Raw genomic sequence first — 20,748 nt, 5'->3', positions numbered from 1 at the left:
CCCCCCCCCCCCCCCACCCCCCCCCCCGCCCCCCGGCGCGCCCGCCCCCCCCCGCCCCCCCCCCCCCCCGGCCCGGCGGCCCCCCCCCCCCCCCCCCCCCCCCCCCCCCCCCCACCTCGATGTCGCCGCGGACCCGGCTGGTCTCCTGCCCGGGGCGGTGGCGGCGCCGGGCGAGGGCGTTCAGGAGCCGGACCTGCCGCCGGTAACCCGCCGGGGTGCTGGGTGTCAGCCGGCCGAGCAGCCGGCCCACCCTCTGCAGGCCGGGGTCCATCTCGTACCGCGATCGGCTCATCGTCAGCTCCCTCGTGCGTGCCGGCTGCCGGGGCGGCCACTCCTCGATCCGGTGGCGTCGCTCGGGGGCTCGGCCGGGCCGCGGACATCCTGCCTGCACCGACCGGCGCCGACGTCGCCCTGGAGCACGTGTCGCCCCGTGCGGTGCACGGCAGCGGGACGTCCTCGCCGGCGGGCTACGGTCGGGGGTCGTGACCAGCCCCGAGCGCCAGTTCGTGACCGCGCACCTCGACGACCTGCGGGCCGATCTCGACGCCTGGGTGCGGATCCCGTCGATCTCCGCCGATCCCACGCACGCCTCCGACGTCGCCCGCAGCGCCGGGTGGCTGGCCGAGGCGCTGCGCCGGGTGGGCTTCCCGACGGTCGAGATCTGGCCGACGCCCGGCGCGCCGGCGGTCTTCGCCGAGTGGCCGTCGGACGACGCCGACGCCCCGGTCGCGCTCGTGTACGGACACCACGACGTGCAGCCGGTGGACCCGCTGGAGCTGTGGGTCCACCCGCCGTTCGAGCCGACGCTCGTCGAGGGCCCGGACGGTCCCGAGCTGCACGCCCGCGGCGCGAGCGACGACAAGGGCAACGTCGTCATGCACCTGCTCGGCGTGCGCGCCCACCTCGCCGGGACCGGCCGCGACACCCCGGCCGTGACCCTCAAGCTGCTCGTGGAGGGCGAGGAGGAGTCCGGGTCACCGCACCTCGCCGCACTGCTGCAGGAGCGGCGGGACCGGCTCGACTGCGACGTCGTCGTCGTCAGCGACACCGGCATGGCCGCCCCCGACGTCCCCGGCGCGGTCGTCTCGCTGCGCGGGCTGGCCGGTGCGGAGATCACGCTGCGCGGCCCCGAGGTGGACCTGCACTCGGGGTCGTTCGGGGGCGCGGTCCCCAACCCGCTGCACGCCATGGCCGAGCTGCTGGCGGACCTGCACGACGAGCAGGGCCGGGTCACGCTGCCCGGCTTCTACGACCGGGTGCGCCCGCTCGGCGACCGGGAGCGCGAGCTGATGACCCGGCTGCCCTTCGACGAGGAGGCGTGGCTGGCCGGGCCGGCGGCGGGCTCCGCGGCGTACGGCGAGGCCGGGTTCAGCACCCTGGAGCGGATCGGCGCCCGGCCGACCGCCGAGGTCAACGGCATGTGGGGCGGCTACACCGGCCCGGGCCACAAGACGATCGTCCCGGCCGAGGCGCACGCGAAGATCAGCTTCCGGCTGGTGGCCGACCAGGTACCGGCGGACGTCGCCGACCAGGTCCGCGCCTGGGTCGACCAGCGGCTGCCGGCGGGGATCACCGCCGACGTGCGGGCCGAGAAGGCCGGCGTCGCCCCGTGCGCCAGCGACCTCGACTCCCCGCACATGGGCGCCCTGCGGCGGGCCGTCGCCCGGGCCTGGGACGGCGATCCCGACGGGGTGCTCTTCCTGCGCGAGGGCGGCAGCGGACCGGAGGCCGCCCTGGTCGAGAGGCTCGGCGCTCCGTTGCTGTTCCTGGGCGCGATGCTGCCCACCGACCGGATCCACTCACCGAACGAGCGGGTGCTGCTGCCCATGCTGCACCGCGGGGCCGAGGCGGCCGCGCACCTCTGGCGCGAACTCGCAGCGATCCCCGGCCGGTCATAGGCTGCGTCCGCGTCCGCCCTGGTCACCGGAGCGACGCGGGAGGCCCTGCCACCGCTGGAGGAGCGTCGATGTCCGACCACCGGCACCTCATCGGCCTGCTGCTGGGGACCGAGGAGGACTGGCCCACCGCCTTCGAGGCGATCGTGCGCCGCCTCGGCACCGTGCACGACGGCACCGGCGCCGCCCACCAGTACGACGTCGAGCGGATCACGGTCGAGCCGTTCGACCTGTGTGCCAAGCCCCGCTACGACCTGGTCATCGACCGCCTGGCCTACTGGTACTACCACCCCCGTGAGTGGCTGAAGAAGGCCGCGCTCATGGACGACGTCTACCTGCTCAACAGCCCCTTCACCTTCCAGAGCATGGAGAAGCACGCGGCGTACTGCGCCATGCTGCGGCTGGGGCTGCGCGTGCCCGACACGGTGCTCATCCCGTACAAGAACCCGCCGGACCACGCCAAGTACGCCTACACGGCGGAGAAGTACAACCGGCCCTTCGACCTGACGGCGATCGCCGAGCGGATGGGTTACCCGCTGTTCATGAAGCCCTACGACGGGGGCGCCTGGGTCGGCGTCACGATGATCCGCAACGCCGAGGAGCTGCAGCGGGCGTACGACGCCTCCGGTCAGCGGCTGATGCACCTGCAGAAGGCCGTCGCCGGGTACGACGTCTTCGCGCGGAGCCTGTCCATCGGCCCCGAGACCATGGTCATGAAGTTCGACCCCGACCAGCCGATGCACGGCCGGTACTCGGTCGCCCACGGCTTCCTGGACGCCGCCACCGGCGAGGAGACGGTCACCATCGGCCGGCTGGTCAACGCCTTCTTCCGCTGGGAGTTCAACTCCTGCGAGACCCTGATCAGGGACGGCGTCGTCCACCCCATCGACTACGCCAACGCCTGCCCGGACATCGCCCTGACCAGCCTGCACTACTACTTCCCGTGGGCGCTGAAGGCGCTGGTCCGGTGGTCGGTGTACTGCACCGCCACCGGTCGCCGGCCGCGGTACGACCTCGACACCCGCCGGTACTTCGACATCGCCGACCGCGAGGACCTGGGCTACGGGGAGAAGCTCAAGGCCTACCGCGGCCTGGCCGACGAGTACTTCCAGGTCGAGGCCTACTCCGACTTCTGCGCCAGCCGGCTCGCCCACCTCGACGAGGTCGTGCTCGACTGGGTGCGCAGCGCCGACTTCGACCGGCTCCTCGTCGACACCGTGCGCTCCACGTTCCCGCCGCACGAGCACGACCACTTCATCGCGCACTACCGGGGGCTGCTCGGCATGTGGATGCGCGACGAGGAGAGCCGGCTCGGTCGCAGCTAGGGCCTGGCCTGCGGATCGTGTGCGGCGCTGCGGGTGTCCCTGATCGGCCCACCCGGGACGGGTCTGCGCTCACGGACGACGATCGCCACAGCCTTCGGAGGTGGGCACCCAGGGCGACATCGATGGTGCCGAGCAGCAGCGGCCGGCGCTCCCCGCCCTGTCCGACTGGCCGCAGGCAGCCGACGCCGGAGTCGACCCGGTGATCGTCTCCACCGAGCGGGTGGCAGTGGACCTGTTCGTCGACGGCGACTACGAGTACGTCGTCCTCTTCTGGGAGAACGAGCCCGGACAGTGGGAAGAGGCTGGGTCCTCCAGTGGCCACGTCGACCGGGCCCACGTGGATGCCCAGGCCTGAGCCACCTGCCCGGCGAGCCGGCCGGCGTCCTCGAGCGGCGGCACACGGGACGGGCGAGATGGTCAGGGCAGCCAGGTGATCCCGTACTCCCGGGACGCCCGCGCGTAGGCCTCGTCCATCGGCCCGCCGGTCTGCGTCGCCTCGGCCAGGATCCGGAAGAACCCCTCCAAGCCCCCGGGCGTCAGGATGCAGACGAGTCGCCCGAAGCCCGGCACGAGCCGCCGGTGGGCGTGCGGGATCCCCCTGGGAAGGAACACGAGGCCGCCCGGCCCTGCCTGGAACTCCCGCCCGCCACAGACGAAGATGTGGTCGCCCTCGACCACGTAGTACATCTCGTCCTCGCGAGAGTGCACGTGGGTCGGGGTGTCGAGCAGCGGAGTCGCTTCCTCCAGGACGGTGCAGGAGCCGCCAGTCGCGTCTGCTGCCGCTCGCAGGATCAGGGTGGTCCCACTGAAGCTGAGCCGTTCACCACCGTCGCGGGGGACGGCGAACGGTGGCACTGGCGACGGTGTCACGGCGGCAAGTTACGCCTCGCTGACCCGTCCCGGGGGCCTTCCGTGCCCAGGCGCTCGTCGTGAGCGGGTAGCGGACCGCGAGCATCCCGGTCCGATGCCATCACCTCGCGCCTGGGGCCGTGCTCGACGGGATGACCAGAGGACAGCTCCAGCTCCCGGACCCGAGATGACAGCCGCGACAAGGACCTTCGTGTCGTCTGACCAGTCCGTGAGGAAGGCCACGAGCAGCCCGACAGCCACGGCCCAACCGATCATCCGCGCGCCAGTAAGCACTGCCCAGGTGGTCCGGCTGGTCAGGTCGGAAGGATCGGCCCATCTCCACCGAGACATCCACCGAGCGGGGTCGGGACCGCGGCTGCTTGCTCGACGCTGGCATGCCCGGCGGACCGCGGAGATGCAGGGCTGACCGCCGGTCAACGAATGGACCGGGAATGTGAAGCGCCTGCGGTCCCGCGGAGCCGTGGGAGGTGATGGACGCTGTGACGGAGGTTCTGGGACCGTGGGCCGGTCACGACGGGCCGTCCGTGCTCCCTGGCGGGCGGATGCGTGCGCGGGAGGGGCCTCCCCGGGCGAGCGCACGAGCGCGTGCCGCGCGCACGGGATGCCGGCGCGGAGGGGATCGTCTTCCCGCTCGTCACCACCGCCGAGTCGGCCGCCGAGTGTGTGGCCCTCACCAGGTACCCGCCCGAGGGGCGGCGGGGATGGGGACCGTTCGTGGCCCACGCGCGGTGGGGCGTCGGCCTGTTCGAGTACCTCGGCCGGCGCGGCGGTGAGACGGTCTGCACGCTGCTGATCGAGACCCTCAGCGCCGTCGAGAACATCGAGGAGATCTGCCGGGTCGATGGCATCGACTGCCTGACCATCGCGCCGTTCGACCTCTCCACCGAGATGGGCGTCTCGGGACGCCTCGACGCACCGGAGCTGGTCGAGGCGATCACCCACGTGGAGCGGGTGGCCGCCGAGGCGCGCATCCCGCTCGGCGGCGCGGCGCTGACCCTGGAGCAGACGCAGGCGCTCCTCGGGAGGGGATACCGCCTGCTCTGGCACGGCTTCGACGTGCTCGCGCTCGAGCAGTTCGTCCGCAGGACGGCGGAGTGGCGGGCCGTCTGACGGCACTTGCGCCGTGTGCGCCCGCACCGGCCGGTTGCCGCACACCGCAGCCACAGGACCCGGGATGACGCCTTCTCGATCGTCGGTTCAGTGCTGGCCCTCGCCTGTGTCGTGTATCTGTACCGGGTGGTCCTCCATGGGCCGCGGCGCTGACTCGACGTCGGTCGTCAGGCCGCTGCCCTCGCAGCCGGATCCGCCAGTCGCTCGGATGTCCCCGAGCGGCCGCCCACTTCGGGACACGTGTAGGTGAATCGCTGTGCGACGCTCGCCGTCCCCGTGATCCACTCGCCTCGCTGTCGAGGGAGAGATGGGTCGGTCCGCGTGCGCGTCATCGGCGTCCTGTGCATCGTCGCCGGACTCGTCCTGCTGTTCGGCCTGCGGTTCGTCGGCAAGAGCGAGAGGTCCGCCCCCGTCTGGACGGGCTACAACAAGGGTCAGGCCCTGTTCGCCGGCGCTGTCGCCATCGTCGCGGGTGTCGTGCTCCTGGTGGGCGGCGGGCAGTAGCCACCTCGAGGACGTCGCGGCGCAGGCGAGCGACGTGGGCGTCGGCCCCGTCGACGTCGCCGTCGGCACGTTCCGCCGGGCCCATGACGGTTGCCAGCGCGCCTCGTTCCCCGGACGTTCAGCTGCCTTCAGCGTCCCGGTGCCGCGCCCTTCGAGCGATCCGGCCCTGTCCCTGTCGGCCCACTCAGGGATACGCATCGCCGGGGGTGTCGTCCGGCGCGCTGTGGCCGCCGCTGTCTCGCGGTGCCGATACTGGGGATGTCCGACCTGCCAGGCGAGCGGATCTCGGCAGGTACTCGTGCCGAGAGGAGTGCGTGGGTGACCGGAGACCGCAGTGGCAGCGGTGCCCCCGCCGAGATCCGCGTGCTCGTCGTCGATGACCATCCAGAAGTGCGGAGGGCTCTGGCGGAAGCCCTGTCCGACGAGCACGACCTCACCGTCGTCGGCGAGTGTGAGGACGGGTCACAGGTCGTGGAGGCCGCTGAGAGGCTCTGCCCCGACATCGTGTTCATGGACCTGTCCATGCCGGTGATGGGCGGGTTCGCGGCGACGGAAGCGCTGCGTGCCGTCCGATCCCCGACCCGGGTCATCGTGTTGAGTGGTGAAGGCTCCGAGGCGCGGTCCCAGGCCGGGGCAGCCGGCGCTCGCGCCCTGGTGCCGAAGGGCACTCGTCTCGGTCCGCTGCTCCACTGTCTGCGCACGGTCGCCGCCGACGGCACGGGCTGTCCCTACTGCCTCTGATGCCATCAGGCACTCTCTCGACCCTTGGCGTCGAGGGCCTCGGATTCTCGGTGACGGAGGCAGCGGCACGCGGCAACCAGAGGTGTTCTACGCCTCAGCTCGTGCCGCTGTCCCTGGAGCCGCCCTCTGGGCCAGCCCGGCGGTGTCCTCGAGCGGCTCACTCGGGGACAGCCCCGCTGGCGGCGATCACCTCGCGGCAGGCTGAACGGCAACGTGAGTGCACTGGCGACGACACCGGCGAGGGCGAGGCCGATCGCTGACTGGAGGTCGTCCAGCCACCACACCAGGATCAGGACGAGCCATCGGCCGCCTCCAGGGACGTGGGTGGCGCACCAGATCCGCAGGACAGGCCCTAGTCCACGGGCCAGTCCGCGACCGGCTCGTTGGCGTGCATGAGCTCGCTGTAGCGGCGCAGCATCTCCCGCAGCGCGTCACGGCGGTCCAGCGGCTGCCGCTGCTCGTCGATCCGGTGGAACACCTCCGCCTGCCACTCCGCGCCGTTGCGGTAGGCGGTGCACCGGCGCTCGATCGCCCCCAGCAGCCGGTCGCTGACCGAGGTGTCGACGTCCCACTCGGCCAGCCCCTGCTGGGCCATGGGCAGCAGCCGGCGCAGCACCAGCTCGGTCACCGGCACCGTGCCGAGGCCGGGCCAGTACAGCTGGGCGTTGATGCCGTTGCGGGCGCCCTCGTCGAAGTTCTCCTCGGCGGTGGCGAAGGACATCTGCGACCACACCGGCCGGTCCTGCGCCGCCAGGGTGCGCAGCAGCCCGTAGTAGAAGGCGCCGTTGGCGAACACGTCGACGATGGTCGGCCCGGCGGGCAGCACCCGGTTCTCGACCCGCAGGTGCGGCCGGCCCCGGTGGATGTCGTAGACGGGGCGGTTCCAGCGGTAGACGGTCCCGTTGTGCATCCGGAGCTCGGCCAGCTGCGGGATGTCGCCGCGGTCGAGGACGGCGAGCGGGTCCTCCTCGTCGCAGACCGGCAGCAGCGCGGGGAAGTAGCGGACGTTCTCCTCGAAGTGGTCGAACACGGAGGTGATGAAGCGCTCCCCGAACCAGACCCGGGGCCGGACGCCCTGCTCCTTGAGCTCCAGCGGGCGGGTGTCGGTGGCCTGCTCGAAGAGCGCTATCCGGGTCTCCCGCCACAGCTCCTTGCCGAACAGGAACGGCGAGTTGGCACCGAGCGCCACCTGGACGCCGGCGATGCACTGCGCGGCGTTCCAGTGGGCCGCGTAGTCCTGGGGGCTGACCTGCAGGTGGAACTGGGTGCTGGTGCAGGCGGCCTCCGGCGCGATCGTGTCGGCGTGCACGTCCAGCCGCTCGGGCCCGGAGATGGCGATGTGCAGGTCCTCGCCCCGCGCGGCGAAGATCTGCTCGTTGATCAGCGCGTAGCGCGGGTGCGCGGTGATCGCCTCGCCGGTGACGTGCTCGGGCCCGAGGGTCGGCAGCGTGCCGATCATGACGATGTGCGCCCCGATCGCGCGGGCGCGCTCCTCGGCGGCGTTGAGGCTGGCCCGCAGCTCCGTCTCGAGCTCCGCGGCGGCCGTGCCGGCCAGCGACGTCGGCCGCACGTTCATCTCGATGTTGAACTGGCCCATCTCGGCCTGGAAGACCTCGTCGGCGATCGCGGCGAGGACCTCCTCGTTGCGCATCGCCGGGTCCTGCCGGGCGTCGACCAGGTTGAACTCGATCTCCGTGCCGGTCAGCGGTCGCTCGAAGTCGAACTTCGACTCGTTGAGCATCCGGCCGAACACGTCCAGGCAGCGGCGCAGCTTCTCCCGGTAGCGCAGGCGGTCCGCGCGCGAGAACGTCCGGGCCTCGACCTCTTGCCCCACGATGGTCGCCTCCCATCGGTGCCGACGTGCGGCCAGGTTGGCACAGAACCCGGTGCGCTGCCGCGTTTGTCGCCGGTGGGGGGCCGTGCGAGGGTCACCGGCGTGAAGGTGACCGATCGCTGGCACTCCGAGCGGATGGACCAGCCGATCGGCCTGGCCCGGTGGGGCCACTACGGAACGCCCGTCCTGGTCTTCCCCACTGCGGGCGGCGACGCCGAGGAGATCGAGCGCAACGGCGTGGTCGGCGCCTGCTGGCCGCTGATCGAGAGCGGCCGGGTCAAGCTCTACTCCTGCGACAGCGTGCCCGGGCAGGCCATGGTGGCGAAGGCAGGCCCGCCGGAGTACCGGATGTGGCTGTTCGACCAGTTCCACCACGCGATCCGGCACGAGGTCGTCCCGGCCATCCGCACCGACATGGGCGGGGACGAGACGCCGATCGTCGTCGCCGGCGCCTCGATCGGGGCGTTCAACTCCCTCGCCGTCCTCTGCCGGTTCCCCGACGTGTTCCGCGCCGCCGTGGGCATGAGCGGCACGTACCGGATCCAGAAGTTCCTCGACCACCGGTCCTCGCCGGACCTCTTCTTCGCCTCGCCGCTGGACTTCCTCCCCGGCCTGCAGGGTGAGCAGCTCGACCTGCTGCGCACCCGGTTCGCGGTCATCGCCACCGGCCAGGGGGCGTGGGAGGACGTCGGTGCGTCCTGGGACGCCGGCGACGTGCTCGGCAGCAAGGGCGTGCCGAACCGGGTCGACGTCTGGGGCCCGGAGTGGCCGCACGACTGGGAGACCTGGCGGCGGATGCTGCCGCAGTACCTCGACGAGCTGTGCTGAGGGCCCTGCTACGAGGCGTACATCTGGAAGTCGCGGGCGAACGCCTCGGTCATCTCGATGACCTGCTGAAGCTCCGGGTGCCGGACGACGACCATGCCGTCGCCGGTGACCGTCGAGCGCCAGTCGCGGCGCGGCGCCCCCACCGGGAGCAGGTCGACGAGCGCCACGTGGTCGCCGTACCGGCCCAGCAGCGCGTCGAGGCCCTCCGAGTGCGTGATCCGCCCGGAGCCGCGGGCGCGCTTGAAGACGGCGCCGGCGTTGTACCGGCGCTCCAGCGGCTGCATGGACCCGTGGACGACGGCCTGCGCCCAGCCGACGTAGGTGTCGCCGTCGGTGGCGTAGTTCATGACGTCGACGACGCGGGCACCGGGCGGGCGGGCCCCGATCTCGCCGAACACCGCCTCGCCGTCGTGCTTGAGGTACCACTCCATGTGCGTGAAGCCGGTGCGGAACCCGAGCGCGGCCAGCACCGCCTCGCCCATCCGCCGTCCGTCGGCGAGGTGTGGCACGGACAGGTCGCGCAGCGAGATCGACACCGGGCTGACCCACTCGTGCATGCGCATCTGCAGCGGCCGCGGGCGGTACCAGAGGACGTGCTCGAACAGGATCCGGCCGTCGGCGCAGATGGTGTCGAAGGTGAACTCCTCGCCGTCGACGAACTCCTCGACGCTGACCTCGGGCACGTGCCGCAGCAGGGGCAGGACCTCGGTCAGCTCCTGCGGCGAGTCGACCCGGTAGGTGTCCGCCGAGCCGGCGCCCGCGATCGGCTTCACGATCAGCGGGTAGCCCACCTTCTCCGCGGCCGCCCACACCTCGGCGACGGTGCGCGCGCTGACGTGCCACGGCGTCCGGATGCCGGCGGCGTCCAGGACGCGCTTCATCCGCTCCTTGTCGCGGAAGGGCACGGTCTGGTCCACGGTCATGCCGGGCAGCCCGAAGGTCTCCCGGATGCGCGCCGCCAGGAGCATGTACGGCTCCCAGAGGCACTCCACCCGGTCGATCGAGACGTGCTGCGACAGCCCGCGCAGCGCGCCGAGCACCGCACCCTCGTCGGCGAGGTCCACGTGCTCGTAGTGGGCCAGCGACGAGCGGGCGGCCTCGGGCAGCGCGTCCGGCGGCTGGTCACCCACCCCGATCACCCGGGCGCCGACCCCGACCAGCGCCCGGGTGAAGTACGCCATCTCCGCCGGGTAGCCGGGGGAGAGCACCACGACGTCCATCGCACCTCCGGGTCGTGTCAGGCTCCTGCTGTCAGGCCTCGGCCAGTTCCACGCGCACCCCGCTGACGATCCGGTGCAGCGCGTCCTCCACCACCGCGGTGTCGGGGTCGCGCACCATCGCGTACCCCTCACCCAGGTAGTCGGTGGCAGCGGGCTGCCCGGGCCGGGGGAGCCGCGCCTCCACCACGAGGTGCCCGATCTGCTCCTGGACGGCGTCGACACCGTGCACCGCGCGAACGCGGCCGCGCCCCATGCCGCGCAGGTAGGCCGTCCCGGCCGCGTACCGGCGCTCGGGCACGTCGAACCGGCCGAGGACCACCAGTTCCGCCCAGGCGCGGTAGAGGTCGACGTCGTGCGCGTAGCCGTGCATCGAGGTCAGCTGCGCCCCGGGCGGCCGGGCGGCCACCTCCGAGACCGCGACCGAGCCGTCGGGCCGGGCGAACCACTCCATGTGCGTCAGCCCGTCGGTGACGCCCAGCGCCTCCAGCGCCGCCGGCCCCCAGCGGTGGATGCCCTCGTACCGCGGGCCGCCGATGTCGCGGGGCAGCAGGACCGTCCACTGGATCCACGGGGTGCGCAGGACCTCCAGCGGCGGCGGGCGGTAGTCCGCGATCGACGACCACACGGTCGAGCCGCCGAGGGTGACGCTGTCGAAGGTGTGCTCCTCGCCGGTGAGGAACTCCTCGAGCAGCGCGGGCGAGTCGCCGCCCAGCGGCACGGCGGCCAGCCAGCCCCGCAGCATGTCGCCGTCGTCGAGCCGGAACGTCGACTGCGCGCCGGCGCCGGCGGGCGGCTTGGCGACCAGCGGGAACCCGACCCCGTCGGCGAAGGCCAGCGCCTCCCCGGGCGAGCGCACGAGCGCGTGCCGCGCGCACGGGATGCCGGCCGCCTGCAGCGTCTCCTTCATCTGCGACTTGTCCCGCACGTTGAGGGCCGTCCGCACGTCCATGCCCTCGATGCCGAGGGACTCGCGCACCTGCGCCAGCGGCACCTGCAACTGCTCGAGGGCGCCGACCAGCTTCTCCACCCGGCCGATCTGCCCGGCCAGGCCGCTCACCGCCCACGCCAGCTGCCGCGGGTCGAGCGCGTCGTCGACCCGCCAGTGGCCGTCGAGCCGCTCGCGCAGCCGCGGCGGGATCCGCTCCACGGGCTCGCAGGTGACCAGCCCGAGCCGGACGCCGGGCAACTCCGCGGCGACGGAGACGAACCGGGTCGTGGCCTCCATCAGGTACGGCGCGACGAAGGCGGCGACGACCATGGGCGGACGCTACGCCCGGGGGCCCGGTCCGGCAGTCCAGCGGGGAGACCGGGGCGCTCTTAGGCTCCCGCCATGAACGTGGTCTTCGTCGATCCGGCCTTCCCGTCGACGCAACGCCACTTCGTGCGCGCCCTGGCCGAGGTGGGGGCATCGGTCTACGGCGTCGGCGACCGCCCGGGGGAGTGGCTGGACGACGAGCTGCGGTCGTGGATGGTGCACTACCACCAGGTCCCGGACGTCACCGACGTCGGCGTGATGACCGACGCCGTCCGGTGGATCCAGGACAGGGTCTGGGTCGACCGGCTCGAGGCCACCATCGAGTCGCACACCCTGGCCGCCGCGCGGGTGCGGGAGAACTGCACGATCCCCGGGACGTCGGTGCGGACGGCGTGGCTGTGCCGGGACAAGCCGTCGATGAAGGAGGTCCTCCGCGCGGCCGGCGTGCCGACGGCGGCGTCGACCGCGGCGTCCACCGCCGCCGAGGTGTGGTCGTTCGCGAGGGAGATCGGCTACCCGCTGGTCCTCAAGCCGCGGACGGGCGCGGGGGCCCTGGACACCACCCGGGTCGACGGCGACGGCGAGCTCGAGGCCGCGCTCGGCAGGTTCGGCGCGCAGCAGGTCGACTCGATCGCCGTCGAGGAGTTCGTCGAGGGGCACGAGGGCTTCTACGACACCGTCTCGGTCGACGGCGTCCCGGCGCTGGACTTCGTGTCGCACTACTTCCCGAACGTGCTCGAGGCGATGCGCACCCGCTGGATCTCGCCGCAGTTCGTCGCCACCAACCGGATCGACTCGGTGGCCGACTACCAGGAGCTGCGCGACCTGGGGCGGCGGGTCAACGAGGCGCTCGGCATCGGCACCAGCGCCACGCACATGGAGTGGTTCTTCGGTCCGAAGGGGTTGAGGTTCAGCGAGATCGGCTGTCGCCCGCCCGGCGTCGGTGCCTGGGACCTCTACTCGGCCGCCAACGACCTCGACGTCTACCGGCAGTGGGCCGACTCGATCGTGCACGGGCAGATCTGGGGGCGGCCGTCCCGGCAGTACTCGGCCGGCATCGTGGCGCTGCGGCCCGACCGGGACGGCACCATCTCCGGCTACTCGGGCGTCGACGAGATCCAGGCGCGCCACGGGCACTGGGTGCTGGACGCGCACCTGCCGCCGCCGGGGACGCCGACCCAGCCCGAGACCGCCGGCTACATGGCCAACGCCTACGTGCGGATGCGGCACCCGGACTTCGACACGCTGCGCGGGATGCTCGACGACGTCGGGCGCACCGTGCACGTCCACGCGAACTGACGCCCGTGACCCCGTCGATCACGCTGCTCGGCCCGCAGCGGCGGCCGACCCTGGACCGGGTGCTGTCCTCCCTGGGTGTCGTCGGCCCCGTGGCCGTCGTCAACGCCGGCTGGCAGGAGCGGGAGTCCGACGACGCCGAGATCCTCGCGCTGGCCGGTGGGCAGGCGACGAACCTGCGGTTGTTCGCCCGCTGGATGGACGTGCTGCGGGCCGACCCGGAGTACGCCGAGGCCGAGCGCGCGCACCGGCTCGTGCTCGACGAGCTGCAGCAGCTCTACCTGGTCCGGCTGGAGCACGCCCTGCAGGCCGTGTACGCGGTGGCCGGCCGGAGCGTCGGCCACCCGACCGTCCAGGCGACCGCGGTGGAGGACGCGCTCGCGGCGGTGCGGCTGCTCGACGCCACGCACGTGGCCCGGGTGCAGCAGCTGCACGACGACTTCTACGGCACGTGGCGGCTGGAGTCCCGGGGCGCGATCGCCGGGCACCGCGAGGAGGTGCGCGGCCTGCTGTCGGCGGCGGCCTGCCTGGTCGTCGCCGGCGGGCACGTCGGCGAGCTGGTGCGCGTCGTGCACCTGTTCCACCTGGCGCCGCACCTTCCCCCGCGGGTGGTCGCGTGGTCGGCCGGGGCGATGGCGTTGACCCCCCGGGTGGTGCTCTTCCACGACCGGGCGGCGCAGGGCGCGTCGCTCACCGAGGTCTTCGATGCGGGGATCGGCGTCATCCCCGGGCTGGTGCTGCTGCCGCACGCGCGCCGGCGGCTGCGGACGGAGGACCCCCTGCGCATGTCCGTGCTGGCCCGGCGGTTCGCGCCGTCCCGGTGCGTCGTCCTGGACGACGGCGTCCGGGTGGACCTCGGCCCGGGAGGTGCTCTGCCGTCCGATGCCCGGGTGGTCGACCAAGAGGGGCGCATCGTCGAGGGAGCCGCCGCGTGACCGCGGCCCGGCCGCGGACGGGGTCCGGCCGGCTGGCGATCAACCGGCTCAAGTCGGCGAAGCCGCTCGACGGTGCGGCGGTCGACCGGTTCCTGGCGCGCCACGAGACCCCGGTGGTCGAGGGGGACCGGTGCACGTTCCTGTGGCGCGGCGAGGCGGACGAGGCGTGGATCTGCCAGCGGATCGTCGGCCTGCCCGACCGGATCCCGATGCGCCGGCTGCACGGCACCGACCTGTGGTACCTGGTGCTGGAGCTGCCGGAGGGCTCGCGCGTCGAGTACCAGGTCGAGATCCGGCGCGGCGACCACTACGACCGCTTCAACGACCCGCTCAACGAGAAGCGGTCGCACGGGCCGGTCGGCTCGTCGTCCCTGGCCTTCGGCGCCGGCTACGAGACGCCCGACTGGGTGCTCCCGGACCCCGACGCCCGTCAGGGCGAGCTGAAGGACCTCGTGCTGCGCAGCCGGGCGCTCGGCCGCGACGCGCACGTGACGCTCTACCTCCCGGCGCGGTTCCGGCCGACCGCCCTGTACCCGCTGCTCGTGGTGCACGACGGCGGCGACTTCCTGCAGTACGCCTCGATGAAGACGGTGCTGGACAACCTGATCCACCGGCTGGACGTCGCGGAGACCGTCGTCGCCTTCACCCACCCGGGGGAGCGGCTGACCGAGTACGCGAACTCGCCGGCCCACTCGCGGTTCCTCACCCAGGAACTGCTGCCGGAGCTGGAGTCCTCGCTGCCGCTGGTCGGGCAGCCGGCCGGGCGGTGCCTGCTCGGCTCGTCGTTCGGCGGGGTCGCCGCGCTGTCGGCCGCCTACCGGTCACCGGACACGTACGGATCCCTCGTGCTCCTGTCCGGGTCGTTCGTGTTCACCGACATCGGCACGGACCACGGCGGCGGGCCGGTCTTCGACCCGGTCGTCAAGTTCGTGAACCGGTTCCGGGCCAAGCCGCGGAGCGTCGCCGACCGGGTCTTCATGTCCTGCGGTGTCTACGAGCAGCTGATCGTGCCCAACCGGTCGATGGTGCACGTGTTCGAGAACGCGGGCATGCAGGTCCGCTACACCGAGGCCCGGGACGGGCACTCGTGGGAGAACTGGCGGGACCGGCTGCGCGACGCGCTGTCCTGGGTGTACCCGGGCCCCCAGAAGCTCTACTACGAGTGAGCCGGGGCAGGCGGGGCAACGACTGTCAGTCCCCGGCTCGTCGGCCCGCCCCACCGCTGATCGCCGGGGTCGCTGCGGGATGCGTGCGGTCGTCGGCCGGTGCCACCTGACCGGATCGGCTCCGCAGCTGGACGGCAGCCACGGAGGCCAGCACCAGCAGGCCGCCGGCGAGCTGGACCGGGGTGAGGAACTCGCCCAGGGCGAGCGCGGCCAGGACCGTGGTGACCACGGGCTCGAACGTCGAGAGGATCGACGCGACGGACGGACCGGTCCTGCGCAGGCCGGCGAAGAACGCGAGCATCGCCACGACGGTGGACACCACGGCGATGCAGGCGACCCACAGCCACCCGGCCGGTCCGAAGCCGAGGTCGATGCCGCCGCCTGCTGCGGCGCGGACGGCCAGCGTGACCGCGGCCCCGGTCATCACCAGCGCCGAGAGCACCACCGGGGGCGTCCGGTGCACCGCGGTGTCGGCGACGAGGATGTAGACGGTGTAGGTCAGCGCGGCGCCGAAGGCCAGGGCGACCCCGAGCGGGTCGAACCGCACCGCACCGGCGCCCAGGAGGACCAGCAGCGTCCCGACCGACGCGACGAGCACGGCGACTCCTCGTGCCGGCGTCAGCCGGTCCCGCCCGAGGGCGGCGGCGGCGAGGGTCACCAGCGCCGGGTAGGTGTAGAGCACCAGTGCCACCAGCGACGCGTCGATCCGCTCGAGTGCGGAGAAGTACAGGGTGGCCTGGGTGGCATACCCGACCGCACCCAGCCCGAGGCCGGTCAGCACGACGCGCCGGGCGAGCCCGCCCGGCTCCGACCGCGGCGCGGCAACGGGACGGCCGGCCCGCAGCTCCGGCCGCAGCGCCAGGACCAGCCCCAGCAGGACGGCGGCGATCGTGAAGCGGAGCAGCAGCAGCGCGTCGGGTGAGACCCCGGCGGCGTAGGCGAGCTTGCCGAACACCCCCATGGCGCCGAAGCACGCCGCGGACAACAGGCACAGTGCAGGACCCACACCCTCAGCGTCGACGTCCGCTCCGGTGAGGTCCAGTGACCACTCGTGGAGCCGACTCGTTAGCGTTGCTGCATGGTCGACCTGGACCTGCGCCGGCTGCGGGTGTTGCGGGAGCTGGAGGAGCGCGGCACCCTCGCTGCCGTCGCGACCGCGCGGGGCTACACGCCGTCCGCGGTGTCGCAGCAGCTGGCCGTCCTGGAGAAGCAGGCCGGGGTGCGGCTGCTGGAGAAGGCCGGGCGCGGCGTGCGGCTCACCGACGCGGGTCGGCTGCTCGCCCAGCACGCCGGGGTGCTGCTCGCCGCGGCCGAGGCCGCACGGGCGGACCTGGCGTCGCTCACCGGGGAGGTCCGGGGAACGGTGCGGGCCGGCGGCCTGCAGTCGGCGACCCGCCGCCTGCTGATCCCGGCCCTGACGCACCTGCAGGTCGCGCACCCGTCGGTCCGGGTCGACATCTCCGAGCTCGAACTCGAGCCGGCGATGCCGGAGCTGCGGCTGGGCACTCTCGACCTGGTCATCAGTGACGAGTACGACGGCCACCCCCGGCCGCGGCCGGCCGGACTCCGGTTCGAGCTGCTGCACCAGGAGCCGCTGAAGCTGGTGCTGCCCGCCGCGCACCCGGCCGCCCGGCACGGCGGCCCGGTCGCGGTGGCCGCCCTGCGCGAGGAGGTCTGGGTCGCCGCCGCCGCCGGCACCGGCCACCACGCCCTGGTCGTGGGCACGTGCCGGTCCCTGGGCGGCTACGACCCCGACCTGCGGCACCGGTCCAACGACGCCGACGTCCAACTCGAACTCGTGCGTGCCGCGGGAGCCGTCGCACTCATGCCGCCCCTCACCCTCCCGCCGGCGGACCCGACCCTGGCCGTCCGAGACGTCGCCGAAGCCGCCATCGGCCGCCGGTTGGTGATCCTCACCCGGGACCAGCCCACGGCTCCCGCGCTCGGTGCCGTCCTGGCCGCCGTCCGGGCACAGGCCGGGCGGCTCGGTGCCGGGTCCGGAGCGTGAGTGCCCGGGAGCGGCCGGCCAGTGGTTGCGATCCCGAGGTCCTCGTCGAGGTCGTGGTGGAGTCGGGACACCTGCGACCGTGTCGAGCGCCGATCGAGGTGTCGCTGCGGGGGGTGGGGACCGGGGCCGCCCTCCTGGCGTCAGACTCCTGGCGACGAGGAGCGCTCACGAGGCCGCGGCGCTCCCCTCATGCCGGACCGACCGGACCGGACCCCGATGCAGGGAGGACGACGCCATGACCGCCGAACGCGGACACACCATCTACATCGGCGGGCAGTGGTGTGCAGCCGACACACGGGCCACCTTCGCCGTCACCGATCCGGCCACGGGTGAGGTCATCGGGGAAGCGGCGGACGGTGGCCGGGTCGACACGGCGGCAGCGATCGCCGCCGCCGAAGGCGCCCTGCCGGCCTGGTCGGGCACGACCGCGTACCAGCGCGCGGCCGTTCTCGCGAAGGCCGACACGCTGATGCGCGAGCGCCGGAGGGAGCTGGCCGCGCTGATGACCCGCGAGCAGGGCAAGCCGCTGAAGGCCGCGAGGAACGAGGTGGCCTACGCCGCGGACTTCCTCGCGTGGTTCGCCGAGGAGGCCAAGCGCATCAGCGGGGTCACGATCCCCTCCGCGCGGGCCGACCAGCGGTTCGTGACGATGCGTCAGCCGGTCGGCGTGGTCGCGGCCATCACGCCGTGGAACTACCCGATCTCGATGCTGACCCGCAAGCTCGCGCCGGCCATCGCCGCCGGCTGCACCTCGGTGCTCAAGCCCGCCGACCAGACCCCGCTCTGCGCGGTGGCGACGGTGCAGGTGCTCGCCGACGCCGGGCTGCCCGCCGGCGTGGTCAACATGGTCACCACCACGCGCGCTGCCGAGGTCGGCGACGCGCTGCTGGACTCCCCGGTGGTCCGGAAGCTGACCTTCACCGGCTCCACCGCCGTCGGGAAGATGCTGGTGGCGAGGGCCGCCGCCACCCTCAAGCGCGTCTCGGTGGAGCTGGGCGGCCATGCGCCGTTCATCGTCTTCGGTGACGCGGACCCGGTGCGGGCGGCCAAGGGGGCCGCGCTGGTCAAGTTCCTCAACACCGGTCAGGCGTGCATCAGCCCGAACCGCATCTACGTCCACCGCTCCCTCTACGACACCTTCGTCGCCACCCTCGAGCAGCGCATCGCGGCGCTGCGCGTGGGCAGGGGTGACCAGGAGGGAATCTCCATCGGTCCGCTGATCGACGACCGGGCCGTGGCGAAGATGGAGGCGCAGGTCGACGACGCACGCACCCGGGGCGCCCGGGTCGTGGCCGGTGGTGGGCGGGTGCAGGTCGACGGGCTCGGCGGCACGACCTTCTTCTCGCCCACCCTGCTGGCCGACGTGACGCCGGACATGCTCGTCTCCCGGGAGGAGACGTTCGGGCCCATCGCCGCGGTGACCCCGTTCGACGACGAGGACGAGGTCGTCGCCCGGGCCAACGACACCGAGTACGGCCTGGCCGCCTACGTCTACACCAACGACCTGTCGACGGCGATCCGGGTGACCGAGAAGCTGCGTTTCGGGATGGTCGGGGTCAACGACATCAACCCCACCTCCGCCGCCGCACCCTTCGGCGGGGTCAAGGCCAGCGGACTGGGACGCGAGGGCGGGTACGAGGGGATCGACGAGTACCTCGACACCAAGCTCGTCGGCATCGCGATCTGAACTCGCCCGGGACGGCCGTGCTGCCCCGCCGTGAGGGGACGACGGCGGCCACGGCGTCTTCGCTGACCTGGCGCCCGCATGGGTACCCCCGCCTCGATCGTCCAGCAGGTGGGTCGGTCCGGAGATCGTGCCCGCAGCCGCCCGCGTCGTCGACGCGGCCGTCCGGGTGGTGGGCCCGGGCCGGAGGGTGTCGACCCGGTGTCACCAGGGCCCGGAGGCCTCGAGGCGAAGCGCCCCTCGCTCCTGGCGTGCAGGAACACCGGCACCGCGACGTGGGAGCCGTCCCAGCAGCGGCCGTTGGCGTGGTCGCGCGCCCAGCTCAGTCGGTGGTCATCGCGCGCCGGCGGACGCGCTCGTCGTAGCGGTCGCGCTCGCCGCCCAGGGGCCTGCCGAGGTACTCGCCCAGCGTGACGCCGGCGGCGAGGGCGAGCCCGACGGCGGCGGCCCCGACGAGGGCGCCGAGCCCGTCGTCGATCCGTGCGTCGACGACGATGGTGAACAGGCCGTGGTAGACGGCCAGTCCGGGCAGCAGCGGGACGATGCCGCAGACGGCGACGAGCTGCGGTGGGACCCGGAGCCGCTCGGTCAGCACCTCGCCGCACGACCCGAGGACGACGGCGGCGGCCCCGGCGGCCAGGGCGGGACCGGCACCCAGTTCACCGGCTGTCCAGAACGTCGTCCAGGCCAGCGCGCTGGCCACCGTGGCCACACCGACGGCGCGCGGCCGGGCATGGGTGGCCAGGGCCCAGAACCCGGCGATCCCGGCCGACGCGGCCAGCGCGACGGCGAACGGCACGGGAGCGGGGGAGGTGTCGATGACGGTCAGTGGGAGCTGTGCGCGCTGGGCCAGGTCCAGGACGCCGGCGATGCCCACGACGATGCCGGCGGTCAGGGTCACCACTTCGAAGGCCCGCGCCCCGGCGGTCACCGGGAACCCGCTGATGGCGTCCTGGGCCGCACTGACCAGGGACAAGCCGGCGAGCAGCACGACGATGCCGGCGGCGACGACCAGGGAGGTCTGTACGTCGACGTCCCAGGCGAGCAGGAGGACGGCGACCCCGGTGGCCAGCGCAGCCCCGGCCACCTGCTGGAAGAACAGCGGCAGGCTCCGCCGGTTGAGCGCGCGCATCACCTGCTCGACCACAGCGGTGGTCAGCGCCGCGAGGACGGCCTCCCGCCAGCCGCCGCCGAGGACCAGCCCGAAGCACCCGGCGACGCCCGCCCATCCCAGCGCGGTCACGCTCCGGCGATAGGTGGCGGGCGCCGAGACCACCCGGTCCAGCCGGCGGTGCGCCTCCTCGACGTCGAGGTCGCCGGCGCCGACCGCACGGGCCAGGTCGGTGATGCCCTGCAGGCGGGTGTAGTCCAGCCGGCTCGTGTGCACGATCCGCATCGCGGTGAGCGGCACCGCGTTCTCCCGGTCGTAGCTGACCGTGATCGACCCGAAGGTGATGTCGACCTGGCAGCTGGTGAGCCCGTAAACGGCAGCAACTCGCAGCACCGTCGCGGTCGCATCAGCCGCCGACGCCCCGACGGCCAGCATCGACGCCCCGATGCGCAGGGCCAGCGCCAGCGCGGCGTGCGCGGTGAGGTCGTCCATCCGGCTGGCCTGGGCCCGCAGGCCGATCGGCGCGGTCGGCGGGCTGGTCCCCGCGATCGCCCGCCAGGCCCGCTCCGGGATGCGCGCGTACGGCATGTGACGATTCGGAGGCCAGGTGGGCACGCCTCAACGGTATGTGCGGCCACGCGTCGACCGACGACCACGTGACGGGCCGGCCCATGACGTGTACGACAGGGCTCGCGGGCCGCGAGGCCGCCGAGTCCCGGCTCTACCTCGGGACGATCACCGGGGACGCCCTGCTGGTGGACGACAACCCGCTGCCGTGACGCGGGACGACGTCGACGACAGCCGGTGGGTCCGCACGAGGTGACACCCCCGCCCGACCACGGGCGACCGGGTGGACCAGGGGCTCGGTGGGCGGGCATGGGCCGGCGCCGGGTGCCTCGCGTCGACGCTGCCGGATCCCGCGGCCGCGCGCGGGGCCTCCGGGTCATCGACATGGCATGGTCACTC

General features: G+C 73.2%; 18 protein-coding genes. 12 read left to right on the top strand and 6 right to left on the bottom strand.

All coding sequences use genetic code 11. The annotated features are described in order from the left end of the window. The first annotated feature begins 482 nt into the window (after window positions 1-482). The 3 genes from ACI78U_RS01010 to ACI78U_RS01000 all read left to right on the top strand — a co-directional run bounded on the left by ACI78U_RS01010 (window position 483) and on the right by ACI78U_RS01000 (window position 3,575). The gene (locus ACI78U_RS01010; RefSeq protein ID WP_456873416.1) at window positions 483-1,898 is read left to right on the top strand and encodes a M20/M25/M40 family metallo-hydrolase; all 1,416 of its coding nucleotides are present in this window, start codon (window positions 483-485) and stop codon (window positions 1,896-1,898) included. 68 nt (window positions 1,899-1,966) lie between these two features. Then, complete coding sequence (locus ACI78U_RS01005) at window positions 1,967-3,220, top strand: ATP-grasp domain-containing protein (protein ID WP_456873415.1); 1,254 nt, start codon at window positions 1,967-1,969, stop codon at window positions 3,218-3,220. Window positions 3,221-3,320: 100 nt separating this feature from the next. Then, the gene (locus tag ACI78U_RS01000) at window positions 3,321-3,575 is read left to right on the top strand and encodes a hypothetical protein (RefSeq protein ID WP_456873414.1); all 255 of its coding nucleotides are present in this window, start codon (window positions 3,321-3,323) and stop codon (window positions 3,573-3,575) included. 62 nt (window positions 3,576-3,637) lie between these two features. Here the strand turns inward: ACI78U_RS01000 and ACI78U_RS00995 are convergent, their stop codons facing one another. Beyond that, window positions 3,638-4,075, bottom strand: coding sequence for a cupin domain-containing protein (locus ACI78U_RS00995; RefSeq protein ID WP_456873418.1), 438 nt, complete (start codon window positions 4,073-4,075; stop codon window positions 3,638-3,640). Window positions 4,076-4,636: 561 nt separating this feature from the next. Between ACI78U_RS00995 and ACI78U_RS00990 the strand changes: the two genes are divergently transcribed. From ACI78U_RS00990 to ACI78U_RS00980, 3 genes are all read left to right on the top strand, one after another. Beyond that, window positions 4,637-5,200: an HpcH/HpaI aldolase family protein gene (locus ACI78U_RS00990; RefSeq protein ID WP_456873413.1), complete on the top strand. Its 564-nt coding sequence runs from the start codon at window positions 4,637-4,639 to the stop codon at window positions 5,198-5,200. A gap of 321 nt (window positions 5,201-5,521) precedes the next feature. Beyond that, the gene (locus tag ACI78U_RS00985; RefSeq protein WP_456873412.1) at window positions 5,522-5,704 is read left to right on the top strand and encodes a hypothetical protein; all 183 of its coding nucleotides are present in this window, start codon (window positions 5,522-5,524) and stop codon (window positions 5,702-5,704) included. 318 nt (window positions 5,705-6,022) lie between these two features. Next, the gene (locus ACI78U_RS00980) at window positions 6,023-6,445 is read left to right on the top strand and encodes a response regulator (protein ID WP_456873411.1); all 423 of its coding nucleotides are present in this window, start codon (window positions 6,023-6,025) and stop codon (window positions 6,443-6,445) included. A gap of 352 nt (window positions 6,446-6,797) precedes the next feature. Here ACI78U_RS00980 and ACI78U_RS00975 read toward each other — a convergent pair whose 3' ends face one another. Then, window positions 6,798-8,279: a hypothetical protein gene (locus tag ACI78U_RS00975; RefSeq protein ID WP_456873410.1), complete on the bottom strand. Its 1,482-nt coding sequence runs from the start codon at window positions 8,277-8,279 to the stop codon at window positions 6,798-6,800. A gap of 102 nt (window positions 8,280-8,381) precedes the next feature. On the opposite strand from ACI78U_RS00975, the gene ACI78U_RS00970 reads away from it, so the two are divergent. Next, window positions 8,382-9,107, top strand: a complete 726-nt coding sequence (locus ACI78U_RS00970; RefSeq protein WP_456873409.1) for an esterase family protein — start codon at window positions 8,382-8,384, stop codon at window positions 9,105-9,107. A gap of 8 nt (window positions 9,108-9,115) precedes the next feature. On the opposite strand, the gene ACI78U_RS00965 is transcribed toward ACI78U_RS00970, so the two are convergent. Continuing rightward, the gene (locus ACI78U_RS00965; RefSeq protein ID WP_456873408.1) at window positions 9,116-10,327 is read right to left on the bottom strand and encodes an ATP-grasp domain-containing protein; all 1,212 of its coding nucleotides are present in this window, start codon (window positions 10,325-10,327) and stop codon (window positions 9,116-9,118) included. Between the two features lie 31 nt (window positions 10,328-10,358). Continuing rightward, window positions 10,359-11,585, bottom strand: coding sequence for a hypothetical protein (locus ACI78U_RS00960; protein WP_456873407.1), 1,227 nt, complete (start codon window positions 11,583-11,585; stop codon window positions 10,359-10,361). A gap of 72 nt (window positions 11,586-11,657) precedes the next feature. Here ACI78U_RS00960 and ACI78U_RS00955 point away from each other — a divergent pair, with 72 nt between their 5' ends. Genes ACI78U_RS00955 through ACI78U_RS00945 form a run of 3 tightly spaced genes read left to right on the top strand, consistent with a single transcriptional unit; the run spans window position 11,658 to window position 14,979 of the window. Next, window positions 11,658-12,881 (top strand): ATP-grasp domain-containing protein, encoded by a 1,224-nt coding sequence (locus ACI78U_RS00955; RefSeq protein ID WP_456873406.1) that lies wholly within the window; start codon window positions 11,658-11,660, stop codon window positions 12,879-12,881. A 5-nt stretch (window positions 12,882-12,886) separates the two neighbouring features. Then, window positions 12,887-13,813 carry a hypothetical protein gene (locus ACI78U_RS00950; RefSeq protein WP_456873405.1) on the top strand — a complete coding sequence of 309 codons (927 nt, stop codon included), beginning with the start codon at window positions 12,887-12,889 and terminating at the stop codon, window positions 13,811-13,813. Next, entirely contained in the window at window positions 13,810-14,979 is a 1,170-nt protein-coding gene (locus ACI78U_RS00945) for an alpha/beta hydrolase-fold protein (RefSeq protein WP_456873404.1), read from the top strand. The genes ACI78U_RS00950 and ACI78U_RS00945 overlap by 4 nt, the downstream gene beginning before the upstream one ends. A 25-nt stretch (window positions 14,980-15,004) precedes the next feature. Here the strand turns inward: ACI78U_RS00945 and ACI78U_RS00940 are convergent, their stop codons facing one another. Beyond that, the gene (locus ACI78U_RS00940; RefSeq protein ID WP_456873403.1) at window positions 15,005-15,985 is read right to left on the bottom strand and encodes a DMT family transporter; all 981 of its coding nucleotides are present in this window, start codon (window positions 15,983-15,985) and stop codon (window positions 15,005-15,007) included. A gap of 72 nt (window positions 15,986-16,057) precedes the next feature. On the opposite strand from ACI78U_RS00940, the gene ACI78U_RS00935 reads away from it, so the two are divergent. Beyond that, window positions 16,058-16,987, top strand: coding sequence for a LysR family transcriptional regulator (locus ACI78U_RS00935; protein ID WP_456873402.1), 930 nt, complete (start codon window positions 16,058-16,060; stop codon window positions 16,985-16,987). Between the two features lie 235 nt (window positions 16,988-17,222). Beyond that, window positions 17,223-18,674 carry an NAD-dependent succinate-semialdehyde dehydrogenase gene (locus ACI78U_RS00930; RefSeq protein ID WP_456873401.1) on the top strand — a complete coding sequence of 484 codons (1,452 nt, stop codon included), beginning with the start codon at window positions 17,223-17,225 and terminating at the stop codon, window positions 18,672-18,674. A gap of 319 nt (window positions 18,675-18,993) precedes the next feature. Here ACI78U_RS00930 and ACI78U_RS00925 read toward each other — a convergent pair whose 3' ends face one another. Then, window positions 18,994-20,370: a threonine/serine ThrE exporter family protein gene (locus ACI78U_RS00925; RefSeq protein WP_456873400.1), complete on the bottom strand. Its 1,377-nt coding sequence runs from the start codon at window positions 20,368-20,370 to the stop codon at window positions 18,994-18,996. Window positions 20,371-20,748 lie beyond the last annotated feature (378 nt).

The sequence above is a fragment of the Geodermatophilus sp. SYSU D00710 genome, assembly GCF_054050195.1.
This window is presented reverse-complemented; position numbering and strand designations above follow the sequence as displayed.

Bases quoted from the DNA above. Each gene is read 5' to 3' on its own strand.
- ACI78U_RS00960 (WP_456873407.1), bottom strand. From the start codon at position 11,585: ATGGTCGTCGCCGCCTTCGTCGCGCCGTACCTGATGGAGGCCACGACC.
- ACI78U_RS00930 (WP_456873401.1), top strand. From the start codon at position 17,223: ATGACCGCCGAACGCGGACACACCATCTACATCGGCGGGCAGTGGTGT.
- ACI78U_RS00955 (WP_456873406.1), top strand. From the start codon at position 11,658: ATGAACGTGGTCTTCGTCGATCCGGCCTTCCCGTCGACGCAACGCCAC.
- ACI78U_RS01005 (WP_456873415.1), top strand. From the start codon at position 1,967: ATGTCCGACCACCGGCACCTCATCGGCCTGCTGCTGGGGACCGAGGAG.
- ACI78U_RS00925 (WP_456873400.1), bottom strand. From the start codon at position 20,370: ATGCCGTACGCGCGCATCCCGGAGCGGGCCTGGCGGGCGATCGCGGGG.
- ACI78U_RS00935 (WP_456873402.1), top strand. From the start codon at position 16,058: ATGGTCGACCTGGACCTGCGCCGGCTGCGGGTGTTGCGGGAGCTGGAG.
- ACI78U_RS00965 (WP_456873408.1), bottom strand. From the start codon at position 10,327: ATGGACGTCGTGGTGCTCTCCCCCGGCTACCCGGCGGAGATGGCGTAC.